The sequence below is a fragment of the Streptomyces sp. NBC_01460 genome, assembly GCF_036227405.1.
Taxonomy (GTDB): Bacteria; Actinomycetota; Actinomycetes; order Streptomycetales; family Streptomycetaceae; genus Streptomyces.
Map to the genome: position 1 here is coordinate 1388378 of NZ_CP109473.1, position 17990 is coordinate 1406367.

At 71.4% G+C, this 17990-nt stretch carries 14 protein-coding genes; 6 read left to right on the forward strand and 8 right to left on the reverse strand.

Annotated elements, in window-relative coordinates:
• Positions 1-408 precede the first annotated feature (408 nt).
• Together OG488_RS06090 and OG488_RS06095 are read left to right on the forward strand one after the other, a co-directional pair.
• Positions 409-1998 (forward strand): serine/threonine-protein kinase, encoded by a 1590-nt coding sequence (locus tag OG488_RS06090; protein ID WP_329226633.1) that lies wholly within the window; start codon positions 409-411, stop codon positions 1996-1998.
• A gap of 45 nt (positions 1999-2043) precedes the next feature.
• The gene (locus OG488_RS06095; protein ID WP_329226635.1) at positions 2044-4209 is read left to right on the forward strand and encodes a UvrD-helicase domain-containing protein; all 2166 of its coding nucleotides are present in this window, start codon (positions 2044-2046) and stop codon (positions 4207-4209) included.
• A gap of 234 nt (positions 4210-4443) precedes the next feature.
• Here OG488_RS06095 and OG488_RS06100 read toward each other — a convergent pair whose 3' ends face one another.
• Complete coding sequence (locus OG488_RS06100; RefSeq protein ID WP_329226637.1) at positions 4444-5643, reverse strand: ROK family transcriptional regulator; 1200 nt, start codon at positions 5641-5643, stop codon at positions 4444-4446.
• 140 nt (positions 5644-5783) lie between these two features.
• Between OG488_RS06100 and OG488_RS06105 the strand changes: the two genes are divergently transcribed.
• Together OG488_RS06105 and OG488_RS06110 are read left to right on the forward strand one after the other, a co-directional pair.
• A complete protein-coding gene (locus OG488_RS06105; RefSeq protein ID WP_329226638.1) occupies positions 5784-7025 on the forward strand; it encodes an MFS transporter in 1242 nt (413 codons plus the stop codon).
• Between the two features lie 138 nt (positions 7026-7163).
• Complete coding sequence (locus OG488_RS06110) at positions 7164-8555, forward strand: uracil-xanthine permease family protein (RefSeq protein WP_329226641.1); 1392 nt, start codon at positions 7164-7166, stop codon at positions 8553-8555.
• A gap of 34 nt (positions 8556-8589) precedes the next feature.
• On the opposite strand, the gene OG488_RS06115 is transcribed toward OG488_RS06110, so the two are convergent.
• Positions 8590-8868 (reverse strand): hypothetical protein, encoded by a 279-nt coding sequence (locus OG488_RS06115; RefSeq protein WP_329226643.1) that lies wholly within the window; start codon positions 8866-8868, stop codon positions 8590-8592.
• Between OG488_RS06115 and OG488_RS06120 the strand changes: the two genes are divergently transcribed.
• Positions 8840-9220, forward strand: coding sequence for a hypothetical protein (locus OG488_RS06120; protein ID WP_329226645.1), 381 nt, complete (start codon positions 8840-8842; stop codon positions 9218-9220). The two genes, OG488_RS06115 and OG488_RS06120, sit on opposite strands and share 29 nt — an antisense overlap.
• Before the next feature lie 246 nt (positions 9221-9466).
• Here the strand turns inward: OG488_RS06120 and OG488_RS06125 are convergent, their stop codons facing one another.
• The gene (locus tag OG488_RS06125) at positions 9467-10657 is read right to left on the reverse strand and encodes a glycoside hydrolase family 6 protein (RefSeq protein WP_329226646.1); all 1191 of its coding nucleotides are present in this window, start codon (positions 10655-10657) and stop codon (positions 9467-9469) included.
• Between the two features lie 95 nt (positions 10658-10752).
• Here OG488_RS06125 and OG488_RS06130 point away from each other — a divergent pair, with 95 nt between their 5' ends.
• Positions 10753-11463, forward strand: coding sequence for a DUF5995 family protein (locus tag OG488_RS06130; RefSeq protein WP_329226647.1), 711 nt, complete (start codon positions 10753-10755; stop codon positions 11461-11463).
• Between the two features lie 42 nt (positions 11464-11505).
• Here the strand turns inward: OG488_RS06130 and OG488_RS06135 are convergent, their stop codons facing one another.
• From OG488_RS06135 to OG488_RS06155, 5 genes are all read right to left on the reverse strand, one after another.
• The gene (locus OG488_RS06135; protein WP_329226649.1) at positions 11506-13197 is read right to left on the reverse strand and encodes a flavin monoamine oxidase family protein; all 1692 of its coding nucleotides are present in this window, start codon (positions 13195-13197) and stop codon (positions 11506-11508) included.
• A 49-nt stretch (positions 13198-13246) separates the two neighbouring features.
• Entirely contained in the window at positions 13247-14044 is a 798-nt protein-coding gene (locus tag OG488_RS06140; RefSeq protein ID WP_329226651.1) for a carbon-nitrogen hydrolase family protein, read from the reverse strand.
• Between the two features lie 230 nt (positions 14045-14274).
• Positions 14275-14730 carry an Lrp/AsnC family transcriptional regulator gene (locus OG488_RS06145; protein WP_329226653.1) on the reverse strand — a complete coding sequence of 152 codons (456 nt, stop codon included), beginning with the start codon at positions 14728-14730 and terminating at the stop codon, positions 14275-14277.
• 111 nt (positions 14731-14841) lie between these two features.
• Positions 14842-16302: an aldehyde dehydrogenase family protein gene (locus OG488_RS06150; RefSeq protein WP_329226654.1), complete on the reverse strand. Its 1461-nt coding sequence runs from the start codon at positions 16300-16302 to the stop codon at positions 14842-14844.
• Between the two features lie 204 nt (positions 16303-16506).
• Positions 16507-17973, reverse strand: a complete 1467-nt coding sequence (locus OG488_RS06155; protein WP_329226656.1) for a GuaB1 family IMP dehydrogenase-related protein — start codon at positions 17971-17973, stop codon at positions 16507-16509.
• Positions 17974-17990: the final 17 nt, after the last annotated feature.

Sequence of the window (17990 nt, forward strand, 5' to 3'; positions counted from 1 at the left end):
ACGGGCGTCGAAGACCTCTCCCTCCCGGAGGGCGGGGGGGCACCGTCCCGTCGGCGGGGCTGCAATCACCGCACATGCCGGCCCGGACCGGGTGTCACCGGCCACAGCCCTGGCCTATCAGACGTTGCATGCTCATTCACAGGCTTGAAGAACAGCTGACAACGAACTCACTTCCCGTGGCCAGCCATGTGCCGGTGCCGCATCCGCGATGATCGGGATGCTCAACGTTCGGGCCAAGCTACGCGCAACGAGGCGCTCCGCCTCCGGTGACCGGAAAGTGACGCCCCCTCACTCACTCCCGCAGCTTCGCTGGACTGGAGATCGCCGCACGGAGAGACTTGGCCCCACCACGCCGGGTCCACGCGCTGACACGCGTCGGCCCTCAGTACACGCACACACGGGGGCAAGGTGCCGGAGCAGCCGATCGCCGGGCGGTACGAGCTCGTGGAGGAGCTCAACAGCGGTGGCATGGGCGACGTGTGGCGTGGTTACGACGCCGTGCTGGACCGGCCCGTCGCCGTGAAGGTGGTCCGGCGGCAGGCCGTTGCCGGTTCACCGCAGCTGGCCGAGGAGTTCGCCAAGCGGTTCAAGCGCGAGGCCCGCATCACCGCGCGCATCCAGCATCCCGGCGTGCCGCAGGTGTTCGACGCGGTGCTCGATGACTCCTTCGAGCGGCTCTTCCTCGTCATGGAGCTGGTCGACGGCATCCCCCTGTCCACGTACATCCATCCCGACCGCCCGCTGCCCGTCAGCTGGGCCGTGGCCGTCGCCGCGCAGGTCGCCACCGTGCTGTCGCACGCCCACGACGTGCCCGTCATCCACCGAGATCTCAAGCCGTCCAACATCCTGGTCGCCCGGGACGGCACCGTGAAGGTCCTCGACTTCGGCATCGCGGCGATCCTGCGCACCGACGTCACCAAGCTGACCGCGACCGGCAGCCCCATCGGCACGTACCAGTACATGGCACCGGAGCAGGTCCGAGGCGGGCGTACCAGCCCTCAGACCGATCTGTACGCGCTGGGCTGCGTGTTGCACGAACTGCTCAGCGGGCGAACCCTGTTCACCGCCGACAGCGAGTACCTGGTGATGTACCAGCATGTGAACGCCGCTCCGACCCCGTTGCGCCTGCTGCGACCGGATGTGCCGGAGTCCTTGGAGGAGCTGGTCCTGCACCTGCTGCTCAAGGCGCCGGAGGCGCGGCCCGCCGACGTCCAGGAGGTGTACGAGCGGCTTCGGCACTTCCTGCCTGCGCCCGGCACCCTCCCCGCACCCGGTGAGGCCGGGCCGCAGGGAGCGCCGGATCCGACCGCGCTCTTCCGTCAGCCGTACGCGCCACGTGCCCGCGCCGGTGCAGGACGGCCCGTGCCCACCACGGTCGATCCGGCCGCCGCACCGCCGGTCCCCGTCGCCGTGCCCGCGCAGTTGCGGGAGGAGATCGCGGAGGCGTACGCGCACTCCGACGCGCTGCTGGACGAGGAACGGTTCGCCCAGGCCGCCGAGGTGCTGAGCGAGGTCATCGAGCCGGCCGCCCATGCACTCGGCGCCGAGAACAGGAAGGTCCTGGAGCTCCGTACGCAGCGCGCCGCGATCCGGCTGCTCGGCGGCGACTACCGTGCGGCGCTGCCGGAGTTCGACGCCTTGGCCGACGCATACACACGTACCAGCGGCCCCAGCAGTACGCAGGCACGTGCGTGCCGTGCACAGGCTGCCCGGTGCCGTGCCGAACTGGGCCAGGCGACCGACGCGCTGGCCGCGCTACGGGGTGTCCTGGACATCGCCCGCGCGGTCGACGGCGACGTGAGCGACGAGGCGGTCGAGCTGCGCCGGGACATCGGCATGCTCCTGCTTGCCCAGGGACAGGCGCCTGAGGCACAGCTGATCCTCGCGCCCCTCCACGACGATCTGTGTCTGGTCTACGGTCCGACGGACGACATGTCCGAAGAGGTCGCCGAGGTGCTGAGCGTGATCGAACTCGATCTCGACGGCCCGACCCTCTGACCCGCCACCGCCCCTACGCCCGTCGCTCCCCCGGAGAGTCCGCCCATGCCCCACCTCGCGTTCGACATCGACTTCTGCGCTCAGCTCAGCAAGCTCCAGGGCGGCGTCAAACAGGGAGTGTTCGATGCCTGGGAGAAGTTCGAGCACCTCACCCTCGACCAGCTGTTCAAGGACCAGGGGCTGAAGCTGGAGACCCTGAAGCGGGCCCGTGATCCGCACATCCGGACCATCCGTATCGACCAGGGCACGCGAGGTGTCGTCCTGGCCCCGGACAGCGGTGACACGTATGTGCTGTTGCGCGTCATGCCACACGACAAGGCGATCGCGTGGGCGATCAAGCAGAAGGCCAGCATCAACACGGTCACCCGGGCCGTCGAGATCCGGGACATCGCCATGCTCGACGAGCTCACTCCCGCGTATGAGCAAATCGCTCCGGCTCCCGACGAGAGACTGTTCGCGAAGGTGTCGGACGGCGACATGGCCGCGCTCGGCATCGACGAGACCACTCTTCGGCAGGCCCGCGTGCTCACCGACGCCGAACAACTGGAGGTCTTCGCGCCGTACTTCCCCCAGGACCAGCGTGAGGTGCTTGAGTATCTGGCTGCCGGTTTCAGCGTCGAGGACGTCTGGCGGGACGTGGTGTCCGTCGCCATGTCCACCGTGACCGCCGGTGACCCGCCCGTAGACACGCAGGACTTCGCCACGGCGATTCAGCGCACCCGTGCGCGCATCGCTCTGGTCTCCGCGTCGGATGAGCTGCGCGACATCCTGGACAAGCCCTTCGCGGCTTGGCGGGTCTTCCTCCACCCGTCGCAGCACAAGGTCGCCTACCGCCCCTCGTACTCCGGTCCCGCACAGGTGACCGGCGGTCCCGGGACCGGAAAGACGGTCGTCGCCCTGCATCGGGTACGCCATCTCCTGGGCCATGTGCGCGACGGCGACCGGGTGCTGCTGACGACGTACACCAATGCCCTGGTCACTGCGCTGCGCGCCGGTCTCGCCGCCCTGGTCGAGGACGAAGGGCTGCGCGACCGTGTCGACATCATGACCGTCGACGCGTTCGCGGGCCGTGTCGTGTCCACATCGCGGCGGCCGCTGCGAGGCGGTGAGGAGGAGACCCGATGGGAACGCGCGGCCCGCGCCACCGGATTCACCGGCACGCCACAGTTCCTCGCGCAGGAGTACAAGCATGTGGTCCTCGCCCAGAACCTGCGGACGCTGGAACAGTACGAGGCCTGCGAGCGACGAGGACGCGGCAGCGCTCTGCCCACGGCCGCCCGCGCTCTGGTGTGGCGCACGGTCGAGGAGTTCACCGACCGGCTCGGCGTCGACGGGCTGCGCACCTACCTCGGCACGTGCGCGGAGGCCGCCGACTTGCTGGAGACCTCCGGACCGCCCTACAGGCACGTGGTCATCGACGAGGCCCAGGACCTGCACCCGGCCCAGTGGCGGCTGCTGCGTTCTGCGGCTCCGGCCCGCCCGGACGATCTGTTCATCGCGGGCGACCCTCACCAGCGCATCTACGACACGAAGGTCTCCCTGAGGGCGGTCGGCGTGAAGGTGACCGGCCGGTCCACGAAGATGCGCAAGAACTACCGCTCCACCCACGAGATCCTGAGCTGGTCCACCGCGCTTCTTGTCGGCCGCCCTTTCGAACAACTGGCTGACGACGCCCGCAACGAAACCCTGCTCGGCTACCGTTCCGCCCTGCACGGCAGCGGGCCCGAGACGTTCGGCGGGGGTTCCGAGGACGCCGAGCTGGACGCCCTGGTCACGAGGGTGTGCGGATGGCTCGGAAGCGGCATCGCGCCGGGCGAGATCGGTGTCAGCGCCCGGTTCAACAAGACGTGCGACAGGGCGGTGGACCGCCTCAGGGCGGCGGGCGTCCCTGCCGTGCGCCTCCGGGGCAACGCGCCGACCGACCCGGACACCGTGCAGATCGGCACGATGCACGCGTTCAAGGGGTTGGAGTTCCGGTGCGTCGCGGTCATCGGGGTGAGTGAGGGAGCCCTGCCGTTCCCGAAGGCGGTCACCGCGGCGGAGGTGGATCGGCTCCAGCACGACGCGGACCTCCTGGCGGAGCGCTGTCTGCTGTTCGTCGCGTGCACGCGGGCCCGGGACGGGCTGTACGTGTCCTGGTCGGGCGACCCGAGTGAGTTCCTGGTGGAAACGGGCGCCGTGAACCGCCGAGCCCTCCCTGATCGGGGCTGAGGAGCCGTCCCAGGCCCGATTCAAACGCGGCCGCCGACACTTGCTCCGGTCTCATCCGAAAAGCCGTGCTCACCCACGTACGGCAGGCCCTGCGAGACCGGCAGCGTCCGGTTGCGGGGCCTTTCGCGTTGACATGCCCCTCGAGCCTGATCACCGCCGCCCGGTGGGCGATCGCACCTCGGGCATCGGGCGGAGAGCTCACGCCACCTGGCCGGATACGGCCCCCGGGACGCTTCACCCCCTCGGCGCGAACAGCTCTTCCTGGGCCGATTCCCGGGCGGCGAACAGCGCACCGCGCAGGACCGCGCCGCCACCCAGCGTCCCGGCTCTGACCTCCGTGCGCAGCGGTGACATCCGGGCCAGCCGCTCCTCGACCCGTGCGGCGAGCGCGTCGCCGCCTGCGCGGCCGACCTCGCCGGCCAGGACGAGACAGCCGGGGTCGAGCACGGAGACGACGGCGGCGGCCCCGAGTGCGAGGCGGTCGGCGAGCGCGGCCAGGAAGGCCTCGCCCTCGGCGTCGTCGGCGCGCAGTGCGGCCCGTACGGCGAACGCGGCGGCCGGGTCCTGCTCGTGACCGCCCTCGGCGGCGGGGCCCCAGGACCGGATGCCGTGCTCCGCGGCCAGCGCGCACACGGCGGCCGACCCCACCAGGGAGTGAAAACCACCGTCGCAGTTGACTGCCGAGGGGACTCCCGACGTTCCGGGCACGGGAAGGAAGCCGATCTCCCCCGCTCCGCCCGACGCGCCCCGGCGCAGTCTCCCGTCGAGCATGACGGCGGCGCCGACGCCGTGGCCGAGCCAGAGCAGGACGAAGGTGTCGCGGTCCTGGGCGGTCCCGATGCGGTGTTCGGCGACGGCGGCGAGGTTGGTCTCGTTCTCCACCAGGACGGTGGCGGACAGCCGCTGCTGGAGCTCCTTGACCAGGCCCCCGTGCCAGGCGGGGAGACCGGCGGTGTTCCTGAGCTCCCCGGTGACCGGGTCGATCAGGCCGGGGGCGCCGATGCCGACGCTGTGCAGCGGCGCCGTTCCCGCGGTGCGGGCGGTGCGCTCCAGCATCGCCACCGCCCTCTCGACGGCGGGGCGCGCGCCGGTGTCGCTGCCGATCGGCAGGGTCGCCTCGGCGAGCGTGACTCCGAGCAGATCCGCGACGACCACGGCGACGCTGTCCGTCCGGACGTCGAGAGCTGCCAGGTGCGCGCGGTCGGCGACGATCCCGTACAGCCGGGCATTGGGTCCTCGGCGGTCCGCGCCGCTCTCCCCGACCACCCGGATCAGCCCGGCCCCCTGGAGGCGGTCCACCAGGTCGGCGACCGTGGGACGGGACAGGCCGGTCAGGGTCTTCAGCTGAGTGGCCGTCAGCGGGCCGTCCTGCTGGAGCAGTCGCAGGGCGAGCCGGTCGTTGATGGCCCGGGCGGTGCTCGGGGATGCGGGCATGCCGGGATCCTTCCAGATCACTGACGGTCCGCCGCCATGGGGGTTATTTATCAGGCAGGGTTCCTGATAGTTTACGCCCGCACCGCGCGACGCCCGCCGGAGACACGGCGGTCCAGGATTCCCAGGGGAGGGCACGGCGCATGACAAAGGACTCAGCGGTCCCGGTCTTCGGCACGGAGCAGGTCAGGCGGGCCAGATACGCGGTCGCCGCGGTCTTCGCCGTGCACGGGGCGGTGACCGGCAGCTTCGCGACCCGGGTCCCGTGGATCCAGGACCACGCCTCGGTGAGCGCGGGCCAGCTCGGGCTCGCCCTCGCCTTCCCCGCCATCGGCGCCTCCCTGGCCATGCCGCTGGCCGGACGCGTCAGCCACCGGTTCGGCGCCCGTACGGCGCTGCGGGGACTGCTGGCGCTCTGGACCCTGGCGCTGATCCTGCCGGCCCTGGCCCCGAACCTGCTCGCCCTCTGCGCCGCGCTGTTCGCGTTCGGGGCGTCGGCGGGTATGTCGGACGTGGCGATGAACGCGCTCGGCGTGGAGGTGGAGAACCGTCTCGACAAGTCGATCATGTCGGGGCTGCACGGCATGTGGAGCGTGGGCGCCCTGATCGGCTCGGCGGGCGGCACGGTCGCCGCGCACATCGGAGCGGATGCCCGGCTGCACCACACCCTGGCCGCGCTGGTGCTGACGGGGCTCGGGCTGGCCGCCTGCCAGGGCGTCCTGGACCTGCGCAGCGAGCCCGACGAGGAGCCGCCGCCGCGCTTCACCCTGCCGCCGAAGTCCGCTCTGGTCATCGGCGCGGTGGGCTTCTGCGCGGTGTTCGCCGAGGGCGCCAGCATGGACTGGTCCGCGGTCTACCTCCGGGACGTCATGGGCAGTTCGGCCGGGCTCGCGGCGGCGTCGACCACGGCGTTCGCCCTGATGATGGCCATCGCCCGGATCGCCGGCGACAGGGTCGTCGACCGTTTCGGCGCGGTGCGGACCGTACGCGTCGGAGGCGTCCTGGCCACCGCCGGCGGGCTCCTCGTGGTGATGGCGCCGGGCGCGGCCCTGGCACTCTGCGGCTTCGGCATGCTCGGCCTCGGCGTGGCGGTCGTCGTACCGCTGGCCTTCGCGGCGGCCGGCCGCAGCGGGAACAACCCGAGCCGGGCCATCGCGGGCGTCGCCACCATCACCTACACCTCCGGACTCATCGCCCCGTCCGCGATCGGCTCGCTGGCGGAGGCGACCTCGCTGCTCACCTCGTTCGGCCTGGTCACGGTGCTGGCGTTCGGGCTGGTCCTGGGAGCCGGCGTGCTGCGGGCGGGCGACCGCACGGTCGCCGAGGGCGGCGTCACGCAACCGGCGCCGACCAGGAGCCCGGCGGGCGGCCGACCGAAGGCCTGACGGGCGGAGGCGGAGCAGTAGATTCCACTTGCGGCGGGGCCGAGCGCGAGGTCCCCGCCCCCCGGCACTACCATGGCTCTGATCTTTTCCGCGGGTGGACCCCCAGGGCGCACCGCACACATCAATCAGGGAGCGACCATGGGCCTCGGCGTGCGCTGGACCTTGCACGGCGACGGAAAGACCCCCGCACCGGGGGCCGTGGTACGCCCCGACGAGCGGCTCACCTGGCCGCGCACGTTCGGGCTCGGCGCCCAGCACGTGGTGGCCATGTTCGGCGCGTCCTTCGTCGCTCCCGTCCTGATGGGCCTCGACCCGAACCTCGCCATCATGATGTCCGGTGTCGCCACCGCCATCTTCCTCCTGGCGACGAAGGGCAGGGTGCCCAGCTATCTGGGGTGCTCGCTCTCCTTCGTGGGGGTGGCCGCCACGATCCGCGCGAGCGGGGGCAGCAGTGCCACCGTCACGGGCGCGGTCCTGGTCGTCGGCGCCGTGCTGTTCCTCGTGGGGCTCATGGTGCAGCGGTTCGGCGCGCGGATCATCCACGCCGCGATGCCTCCCGTGGTGACCGGCGCCGTCGTCATGCTGATCGGCTTCAACCTGGCGCCGGTCACCGCGTCGACGTACTGGCCCCAGGACCAGTGGACGGCCCTGCTGGTCATGCTCTTCACCGGGCTGGCCGTGGTCTGCCTGCGCGGGTTCTTCTCCCGCATCGCGATCTTCCTGGGCCTCGTCTTCGGATACGTGCTGTCCTGGGTGCTCGACCTCGTCTTCGGGAAGATCCACTCCCCGGCCGGCGGCGCCGAGGCGGTCGACCACTGGCGGCTGGACCTCTCGGCCGTGGGGCACGCGGACTGGATCGGTCTGCCGTCCTTCCACGCCCCGAGCTTCGAGTGGTCGGCGATCCTGGTGGCGCTGCCGGTCGTCATCGCCCTGATCGCCGAGAACGCCGGACACGTCAAGGCCGTCGGCGAGATGACCGGCGACTCCCTCGACGACAAGCTGGGCACCGCCATCGCCGCGGACGGCGCGGCATCGATGCTGTCCACGGCCGTGGGCGGCCCGCCGAACACCACGTACTCCGAGAACATCGGGGTGATGGCGGCGACCCGGGTCTACTCCACCGCCGCGTACTGGGCCGCCGCGTTCTTCGCGCTGCTCTTCGGCCTCTGCCCCAAGTTCGGTGCGGTCGTCGCCGCGATCCCCGGCGGGGTGCTGGGCGGGATCACCGTCATCCTCTACGGCATGATCGGCCTGCTGGGCGCCCAGATCTGGCTCAACGCCAAGGTCGACCTGCGCAATCCCCTCAACCTCGTGCCGGCCGCCGCGGGCATCATCATCGGCGTCGGCGGGGTCAGCCTGAAGATCAGCGACAACTTCGAGCTGAGCGGCATCGCCCTCGGCACACTCGTCGTGATCACCGGCTACCACGCGCTGCGCGCCTTCGCCCCCGCACACCTGAAGACGCAGGAACCCCTGCTGGACTCGGGCACGTCCCAGTACGACGAGCAGCCGCCGGCCGGAACGTCCTGAACCCCGGGCGGTTCCGCCGGCTCGCGAACCCGCCTCACAGGCGTGGTCCGTCCACCTCCGATCCGCCCGCACCGGGCTCGGCGACGGACGGAAAGCTGCCCGTGAGGCGGGTTCGCGCCACGATCACCCATGACATGAACCCGCCATTGCGTGCGATCAGTCGCTGATCTACCATCAGATCGCAATCGAACACCAGTACTTGTTGATGATGCGGGGAAGGCAACAACATGAAGAACACCGCGAAAATCGGGCTGACCGCCGCAGGCGTGATGATGTTCTCGGTGATGGGGATCAGCTCCGCGAGTGCGGGCACGGCCTACGGCTCCTGCTACACGACCGGGGCCAGCGGATCGGTGAACATCGCGAACTGGCCCTACACGGGTTCCGTCACGGGCATTTCCCTGAAGGCGTACGACGAGAAGCCTGACGGACACCACGTCCGGGTCCGGCTCGCGACCGGGAACCCGGACGGCGTTTCGTGGAGCTACTTCGGCTGGCACAGCAACACTGCCGGGTACGGGACCTACAAGGAGTGGAACACGTACATCACGTCGGTTCCCAATGGTCACGTCGGCTCCATCCTGCTCCAGGCCGCGACCTTCGAGGGTGACACCCTGCTGAACTACTGCTCGTCGAAGAGGCTCGAGAACCCGGAAGGCCTCTGATCCACCGGCGGTGTGGCCGGATCGACGTGACGACGTGATCCGACCACGCCGCCACGTCGCGCCACCCGTGCCACCCGCGCCGCCGATCTCGGCAGAGGTCGATGAGGACCGTCCTCCGGACGCGCTCAGCAGTCCGTTTCCGCAACTCGTCGAACGCGCCCCCTCAGGAGCCGAGGAGACAGCCCGGCCGGACGCCCCTTCCCGGAGTCGCGGACCGGGCCGTGGCCGGCACCGCACTCCTGACACTCAGCCCGTGGCCAGCTCGTAGGCGTACTCCGGGGTGAAGCTGCCCGCAGAGCCCTTGCAGCCGTCCGACTCCCCCGGCAGCTTCACCCAGAGGTACGCGTCGATCCCGGCCAGACCGGTGTCCGTCGTCGGGGCCCTGCCGAGGGCGCGGCCCGAGGGGTCGCACCAGTCCCCCGCCGCAGGCGCGCCGTTGCCGTTGCGGCTGGTGTCGATGACGGCGCCCAGGCCGGGCGGACCGCCGAGGGCGGCGAGCACCCGGCGGGCGTACGCGGCCTCGTCGGCCGTGCTGTGGAAGTTGGACACGTTGGTGAAGATGCCGTCGCCGGAGGTCGCGGCCCCCGCCGCCCGGAGCGCCGCGGCCTGCTTCGCCGCGCCGTGCCAGCCGGAGTGCCCACCGTCGAAGTAGACCCTGGCCCGCGGGTTCGCCGCGTGCAGGGTGCGGCCCGCGCGGGCCAGGGACGCGAAGCGGTCGGCCCGCTGCCCGGCGGTGAGACAGTCCGACAGGGCGACCGCGTCCGGTTCGAGGACCACGATGACCGGTCCGCCGCCGAGGCCCGCGGCGAATTCCTCCATCCACGCGTCGTAGGCGTCCAGGCCGGGCGCCCCTCCCTCGGAGGCCCCGCCGCAGTCCCGGTCGGGTATGGCGTACGGCACGAGTACGGGCGTCCGCCCGGCGGCCGCGGCGGCGGCCGTCACGCCCCGGACCTGGCCGGTCACGGCCCCCGGGTTGTAGGCGGGGAACCAGACCGCGGCGGGCTGCGCCGCGATCCTGGACTCGATCATCGGGCGGCGCGGGTCGTCCCGGTGGGAGTCGACCCACTCCAGGACCTGGGACCGCGGGTGCCGGTAGAGCTCCGGGTGCGGCGCGGCGCGCTGCGCGGGCCGCCCGGTCGACGTGGCCGGAGCGGGGCTCCTGCGCACCGTCCGGGAGGGCTCCGGAGTCGGCGAGGGCGTCACGGACGCCGAGGGGGACACGGAGGGGACGGGCACGGCGGGCAGCGGTTCCAGGACCGGGGACACGCTCGTGTCCGGGCGGGCGGTCGTGCGCCCGCCGTCGTCGGCGGCGGTCATCACGCCCGTCGCCGCACCGGCGGCCACGACGGCCGACGCCAGCGCGGCCATGGTGTGGCGTCGTGCGGCGCGTCTCCGGCGCCTGACCTCGGTCCTGCCTCGTTCGCTCACGCCCGGCACCCCTCGCCCCCTCCCGGCGCCCGGTGTTCGTCCGTTCCGATGAACTCTCCGGCCCGTCGGCGCCGTGGCGAGCCTATGGCTGGGACTCTGCCCGCATGGACCGGATCGAGCAGTTCGCACTCCCGGCCGGCGGCGCCGGCACGGTGACCGATGTCGGCGCGGTGATCGAGCGGATGCGTGCCTTCCGCTCCGACTGGCCGCCCGGGGACGGCGTGGCCGTCTTCAACCAGGTCTATCTGACGGTCACGGAGGCCCTGGGCCGGCACATCACGGACGGCGCGTTCCCGGAGCGGGAGGCCGTGTCCGCACTGGACGTGCGGTTCGCGGAGCACTATCTGACGGCGGTCGACACGGCCGTCTCGGGCGGTTCCCCGCCCGCCTGCTGGCGTCCCCTCTTCCAGTACCGTCGCCACCCCGGTGTACGCCCGCTGCAGTTCGCGCTGGCCGGTATCAACGCGCACATCGGGCACGATCTCGCCCTGGCCGTGGTGGACACCTGCCGTACGCTCGACTGCGCTCCGGCGGACCTGGAGGAGGACTTCGACCGGGTGGGTGATCTCCTCGTCCTGCTGGAGGAGCAGATCCGCGAAGAGCTGATGCCGGGCCCCGATCTGCTGGAGGTCGCCGATCCGCTCACCCATCTCGCCGGGGCCTGGAGCCTGGAGAGGGCCCGCGAGGCGTCGTGGTCGGCGGCCAGGATGCTGTGGCGGCTGCGCGGGGTGCCGGCGCTGGCCGAGGAGTTCCGGGCGCGGATGGACGCCGGGACCGGCCTGGTGGGGCGCTTCCTGCTCACGCCGTGCCGCTGAAACGCTTCGCCCGGCACCCGGCCGCGCCCCTTCGCGGTCCTCTCAGCCCTCCGGGAGCTCGACCGGCGCGATCGCGTCGAAGACGTCCCCGGGGCCGGGGTTCGTGGGGTCGGTGGAGCCGCCGAACTGCGCCATGACACCCCACACGGCGTTCAGCGCGGTCTGCACCGCGCCCTCGGCCCAGCCCGCCGTCCAGGAGATGTCGTCGCCCGCGAGGAACAGGCCCCTCTTGTCGGCCGGCAGCCGCTCCTGCATGAAGTGGGTGAACAGGCGCCGCTGGTAGCGGTAGTGGCCCGGCAGGTTGGCCTTGAACGCGCCCATGAAGTACGGCTCGTTCTCCCAGGAGACGGTGACCGGGTTGCCGATGATGTGCTTGCGGATGTCGACGCCCGGATAGATCTCCCCGAGGGACTTGAGCATGACGTCCATGCGCTCGTTCGGGGAGAGGGGCAGCCACTTCAGGCTGTCGTCGCACCAGGTGTAGGAGAGGCAGATGACGGCCGGCTTGTCGGGCCCGTCGTCCAGGAGGTACGTCCCCCGGGTCATCCGGTCGGTGAGTGTCATGGACATCGTGTCGCGGCCCGTCGCCGCGTCCTTGTCGAGCCAGAACGGCCGGTCGACGGGGACGAACAGCTTGGACGACTCCATGTAGTGGGTGCGCTCCATCGCCGTCCAGTGGTCGATCGGGAAGAGCGCGTCGTCACAGGCGATCTTGGAGAGCAGGAGCCAGGACTGGCCGGTGAAGACCGCTGCCCGGTAGGTGCGGATGTCGCCGGTGGCGTCGGTGACGGTGATGCGGTTCCCGGCGGTGCGGTCGAGACGGGTCACCGCGGTGCGCGGCTCCCCGTCGTGCAGGGAGGCCAGGGACGTGCCGAGCGGCCAGTGGGTGATCTTCTGCGGTTCGCGGTCCCACAGGCGCAGCGGCAGCTGCTGGCTGCCGCCGACGATCCCCCGGTGGTGGTCGTCGGCCTCGGTGTAGACGACGCGGAGGATCTCCAGGATCGAGTTGGGGAAGTCGGTGTCCCAGCCCCCGGTGCCGAAGCCGACCTGCCCGAAGATCTCTCGGTGGCGGAAGGAGGCGAAGGCGTCGGAGCCGCAGAGGAAGCCGTAGAAGGTCTGGTCGTCGAGCTTCTCGACGAGCTTCGCCCAGATCTCGCGGATGCGCGGTACGTCGCGTTCGCGCATCGCCCGGTTCATGTCGGAGAAGTCGGCGCCCTCCTCCAGGCAGGAGTTCCAGGCGTCCATCACCTCGCGGTACACCTGCGGCAGGTCGTCGATGGTCCGCGCGTAGTGCGACTCGCCCTTGAGGTCGACGACGGTCGACGGGGTGGCCGGGGAGAGCGGGTTGGGGAACGCCTTGGTCTCCAGGCCCACCAGGTCGATGTAGTGCTGGAGCGCCGTGGACGACGGCGGGAAGCGCATGGCGCCCATCTCGGCGGTCAGCGACGGGTCGCACCCGTCGAAGCCCACGGTGCGCAGCCGTCCGCCGATCCGGTCCGCCTCGTACACGACGGGCTTCAGGCCCATCTTCATCAGCTCGTACGCGGTGATGATGCCGGAGAGCCCTCCGCCGATGACGGCGACCTCGGTGCCGTGCTCGGTGGCCGGTACCTGCCCGATGCCGGCCGGGTGGCCCAGGAAGTCGTCGTACGCGTAGGGGAAGTCCGGCCCGAACATGGTGATCGGCGGCTGCGCGTCGGTGTGCTGGACGGCGTTGGGCACCGTGGACGTCATGGGGCTGGGACTCCTTGCGGGGAAGCGTGGGACAGGGGGCGGGTGGTGCTCAGACCAGGGAGCCGTACAGCCCCGGGACGCGGTCCGCGAGATAGGGGTTGGCCGCGCGCGACGCGGCGAGCAGACCGGGGTCGACCTCGCCGACGAGCAGCTCCTCGCCGCGGCCGGCGCGGGCGCGGGCCGTGCCGTCGGGGCCGGCCAGGCAGCTCAGCCCGGTGAAGTCGAACTCGCCCTCCTTGCCCGCCCTGTTGACGTACGCGATGTACAGCTGGCTCTCGAAGGCGCGGACGGGCACGACGGCTTCGGCGACGAAGGGGAACGGGTGCATCAGCGCGGTCGGGACCAGCAGGAGCTCGGTCCCGGCCAGTGCGTGCGCGCGGACGTTCTCCGGGAACTCGACGTCGTAGCAGATGAGCAGCCCCACCCGTACGCCGTCCAGCTCGGCCTGCACCACGGGCTGGTCGCCGGGGGTGAACCACTGCTCCTCGAAGCTGCCGAAGAGATGGGTCTTGCGGTAGTTGGCGAGCGCCGTGCCGTCGGGGCCGATCAGCTGCGCGGCGTTGAAGACGGCGTCGCCGGCGCGCTCCGGGTAGCCGTAGTGGACGGCGAGGCCGTGGCGCCGGGCGATCTCGGCGACGGCGTGCGCGGCGGGCCCGTCCGCGGGTTCGGCGAGCGCGGGGACGGCGTCGCCGATGGCGTAGCCGGTGAGGAACAGCTCCGGGCAGACCAGCAGCCGGGCCCCGGCGGCGGCGGCCCGGGTGGCGGCCTCGTCGAGCGTGGCGAGGTTGGCGTCCACGGAACCGGTCCGTCCGGAGCTCTGGAGCAGGGCGGTGCGCAACGGCGGCATGGGTGACCTCGGGCGGGACGGACGGGGTGGGGAGACGTATCGACGGTACGGTGCGGGGATCACGGCCGACAAGACGCGGATGTTGCGCGTACACCGTCGATCCGTTGCGCGGGGAGTGGCCGGTACGGCGATTCGTTGCGCAGGACGTCGTCGCAGGTCAGGCGAGTGATATCGGTCTCTCCGGGGCGCGTCCGCCGGGCGGCGCCGCCCGGCTCCGGCGGCGCCGCAGGTCAGGCCGGCGGGCCCGAGGAGTACCGGCGCAGCAGCGGGGAGAGCACGAGGACCGACTTGGTCCGCTCGACGTACGGCTCGCCGGCGATCCGTTCCAGCACCTGCTCGAAGTGGCGCATGTCGGCCGCGAAGACCTGCACGATCGCGTCGGCGTCGCCCGTCACCGTGGAGGCGGACGCGATCTCCGGATAGGAGGCGAGGCCCCGCTTGATCGCCTCGGGGGCGGTGTTGCGGCTGCAGTAGATCTCGATGAAACCCTCGGTCTCCCAGCCGAGCGCCGCCGGGTCGACCCGCACGGTGAAGCCCGTGATGGCGCCTTCGGCGCGCAGCCGGTCCACGCGGCGCTTCACGGCGGGGGCGGAGAGGCCGATGAGTGCGCCGATGTCCGCGTAGGAGCGGCGGGCGTCTTCGGCGAGGGCGTGGACGATGCGTTCGTCGAGGTCGTTCAGGCGCACGTCGGGTGGGTCACTTCTCTGCGGCGGAGGGGTTCGGGGGCGGCACGGGCCGCCCCCGAAGTAGACCACGGGCGCGCCACGAGGGGCGCGCCCGCCGCAGGGAGAGGCCGGTCAGAAGGGGAACTGCGAGCGGCCGTGCTGGACCGAGATCCACTTCTGGGTGGTGAAGGCCTCGAGCATCGACTCGCCGTTCAGCCGCCCGAGTCCGGAGTTCTTCTCGCCGCCGAAGGGGACGATGGGCTCGTCGTGGACGGTGCCGTCGTTGATGTGGATCATGCCGGTGCGGATCCGCTGCCCCACCCGCACGCCGCGCTCGATGTTGCCGGTGTGGACCGCGCCGCTCAGCCCGTACGGGGTGTCGTTGGCGATGCGGACGGCCTCGTCCTCGCCGTCGAAGGGGACGAGCAGGGCCACCGGGCCGAATATCTCCTGCTGGAGGACCGGGGAGTCGGCGGCGAGGCCGGTCAGTACGGACGGGCTCACCAGGTTGCCGTCGGCCCGGCCGTGCAGCAGGGCCGTGGCGCCCGCCTCCACGGTCTCGTCGACGAGCTTGGACACCGCGTCGGCCTGTGAGGAGCTGATCAGCGGGCCGATGTGCGTCGCGGGGTCCGCCGGGTCGCCGACGCGCAGGGAGGCGACCTTGGCGACGAACTTCTCGGTGAACTCCTGCTCCACCGAGCGGTCCACCAGGATGCGGTTCGCGGCCATGCAGACCTGGCCCTGGTGGACGTAACGGCTGAAGACGGCCGCGTCGACCGCGTAGTCGACATCGGCGTCGTCCAGGACGATCAGCGCGCTGTTGCCGCCCAGTTCGAGCACCGCGCGCTTGAGGTGGGCCGCGCAGACCCGCGCGACGTGGCGGCCGATCGCGTCCGAGCCGGTGAAGGAGATGACCTGCGGGACGGGGTGCTCCAGCAGGCTGTCGCCGATCTCGGCGATGTCGGTGACCACGACGTTCAGCAGCCCGGCGGGCAGCCCCGCCTCCTCGAACAGCTTGGCGATCAGGGTGCCGCCGCAGATGGGGGTGGACTGGTGCGGCTTGAGGACCACGGCGTTGCCGAGGGCCAGCGCGGGCGCGACCGACTTGAGCGACAGCAGGAAGGGGAAGTTGAAGGGGCTGATGACGCCCACGACGCCGACGGGCAGGCGGTAGACGCGGTTCTCCTTGCCCTCCGTGGGCGAGGGCAGGATCTGCCCGGTGGAGCGCAGGGTGAGCTGGATGGCCTCGCGCAGGAACTCCTTGGCCAGGTGCAGCTCGAAGCCCGCCTTCAGGCGGGTCCCGCCGAGCTCCGCGACGATCGCCTCACCGATCTCGGCCTCGCGCTCCTCGACCACGCGCAGCGCCTTCTCCAGCACCGTCCGCCGGGCGTACGGGTTCGTGTCCGCCCATCCCTGCTGGGCCCGCTCGGCGGCGCGGTAGGCCTGGTCGACCTCGTCCGCCGTCGCCACGGTGATCGAGGCGAGCTTCTCCCCGCTGTACGGGTTGAAGTCGATGATGTCCCAGGACCCCTTCCCCGGCCTCCACTCACCGTCGATGTACTGCTGGGCCAGGTCGGTGAAGAAGGAAGACATGAGATCCCTTACCGCAGAGGGGCGGGCAGCTGATTGCGGCTCATATTACTTACCCTTCAACCACGTTGAAGGGGTGACGGGAGTGCTCACAGGTGGGAGCGGGGTGCCGCTCCGGGCGTCCGGCGGGCACACATGCAGGTGCCCCTCCCGGCGTGAACTCCCGGAAGGGGCACCTGTGACGAGGCCGCACCGGCCTCCGTGGCATCAGCTCCAGCTGGCGTGGAGCGGCTTGCCCTCCGCGTAACCGGCGGCGCTCTGCACACCCACGATCGCCTTCTCGGCGAACTCCTCGAGCGAGGACGCGCCCGCGTAGGTGCAGGAGGAGCGGACACCGGCGATGATCGAGTCGATCAGGTCCTCCACACCGGGGCGGGTGGGGTCGAGGAACATCCGCGAGGTGGAGATGCCCTCCTCGAACAGCGCCTTGCGGGCCCGGTCGTAGGAGGACTCCTCCGAGGTGCGGTTCTTGACGGCACGCGCCGAGGCCATCCCGAACGACTCCTTGTAGTACCGCCCGTCGGCGGACTGCTGGAGGTCGCCGGGCGACTCGTACGTACCGGCGAACCAGGAGCCGATCATGACGTTGGACGCGCCGGCGGCCAGCGCCATCGCCACGTCGCGCGGGTGCCGGACGCCGCCGTCGGCCCAGACGTGCTTGCCGTGCTTCTTCGCCTCGGCGGCGCACTCCAGCACGGCGGAGAACTGCGGCCTGCCGACGCCGGTCATCATCCGGGTGGTGCACATCGCGCCGGGGCCCACACCGACCTTGATGATGTCGGCGCCCGCCTCGATGAGGTCGCGCACGCCCTCCGCGGCGACGATGTTGCCCGCGACGATCGGGACCTGCGGGTCGAGCGCCCGGACGGCCCGCACCGCGCTGATCATGGATTCCTGGTGCCCGTGGGCGGTGTCCACGACGAGCACGTCGGCACCGGCGTCCAGGAGCTGCTTGGCCTTGCCCGCCACGTCGCCGTTGATGCCCACGGCCGCCGCGATCCGCAGCTTGCCGTCCGCGTCCGTAGCGGGGGTGTAGAGCGTCGCTCGCAGTGCGGCCTTCCGGGTGAGGATGCCGACGAGCCGGCCGTCCGCGTCGACCGCCGGGGCGAGCTTGCGGTTGGCGCCGTCGAGCGTGGTGAAGGCCTCGCGCGGGTCGATGTCCGCGTCGAGCACGACCAGGTCCTTGGACATGACCTCGGACAGCTGGGTGAAGCGGTCCACGCCGGTCAGGTCGTGGTCGGTGACGACGCCGACGGGCCGGTTCTCCGCGTCGACGACGACGCCCGCGCCGTGGGCCCGCTTGTGCAGCAGGGAGAGCGCGTCGGCGACCGTCTGGCCGGGGGCCAGCACGATGGGCGTGTCGAGGACGAGGTGGCGCTTCTTGACCCAGCTGATGACCTCGGTGACGACCTCGATCGGAATGTCCTGGGGGATCACGACCAGACCGCCGCGCCGGGCGATCGTCTCGGCCATCCGGCGGCCCGCGATGGCCGTCATGTTCGCGACGACGAGCGGGATGGTGGTGCCGCTGCCGTCCGGCGACGCGAGGTCCACGGCCTGCCGGGACCCGACCGCGGAGCGGCCGGGGACCATGAAGACGTCGTCGTACGTCAGGTCGTAGGGGACCGAGGGGGAGGTCGTGTAGCGACCGGTGCCGGGCTCAAGAAAACGCATAACACTCATTTTTTCAT

Coding starts and splice junctions, on each gene's coding strand:
- OG488_RS06095 (WP_329226635.1), top strand. CDS start 2,044: ATGCCCCACCTCGCGTTCGACATCGACTTCTGCGCTCAGCTCAGCAAG.
- OG488_RS06100 (WP_329226637.1), bottom strand. CDS start 5,643: ATGCCCGCATCCCCGAGCACCGCCCGGGCCATCAACGACCGGCTCGCC.
- OG488_RS06105 (WP_329226638.1), top strand. CDS start 5,784: ATGACAAAGGACTCAGCGGTCCCGGTCTTCGGCACGGAGCAGGTCAGG.
- OG488_RS06110 (WP_329226641.1), top strand. CDS start 7,164: ATGGGCCTCGGCGTGCGCTGGACCTTGCACGGCGACGGAAAGACCCCC.
- OG488_RS06120 (WP_329226645.1), top strand. CDS start 8,840: ATGGGGATCAGCTCCGCGAGTGCGGGCACGGCCTACGGCTCCTGCTAC.
- OG488_RS06130 (WP_329226647.1), top strand. CDS start 10,753: ATGGACCGGATCGAGCAGTTCGCACTCCCGGCCGGCGGCGCCGGCACG.
- OG488_RS06135 (WP_329226649.1), bottom strand. CDS start 13,197: ATGACGTCCACGGTGCCCAACGCCGTCCAGCACACCGACGCGCAGCCG.
- OG488_RS06140 (WP_329226651.1), bottom strand. CDS start 14,044: ATGCCGCCGTTGCGCACCGCCCTGCTCCAGAGCTCCGGACGGACCGGT.
- OG488_RS06150 (WP_329226654.1), bottom strand. CDS start 16,302: ATGTCTTCCTTCTTCACCGACCTGGCCCAGCAGTACATCGACGGTGAG.
- OG488_RS06155 (WP_329226656.1), bottom strand. CDS start 17,973: ATGCGTTTTCTTGAGCCCGGCACCGGTCGCTACACGACCTCCCCCTCG.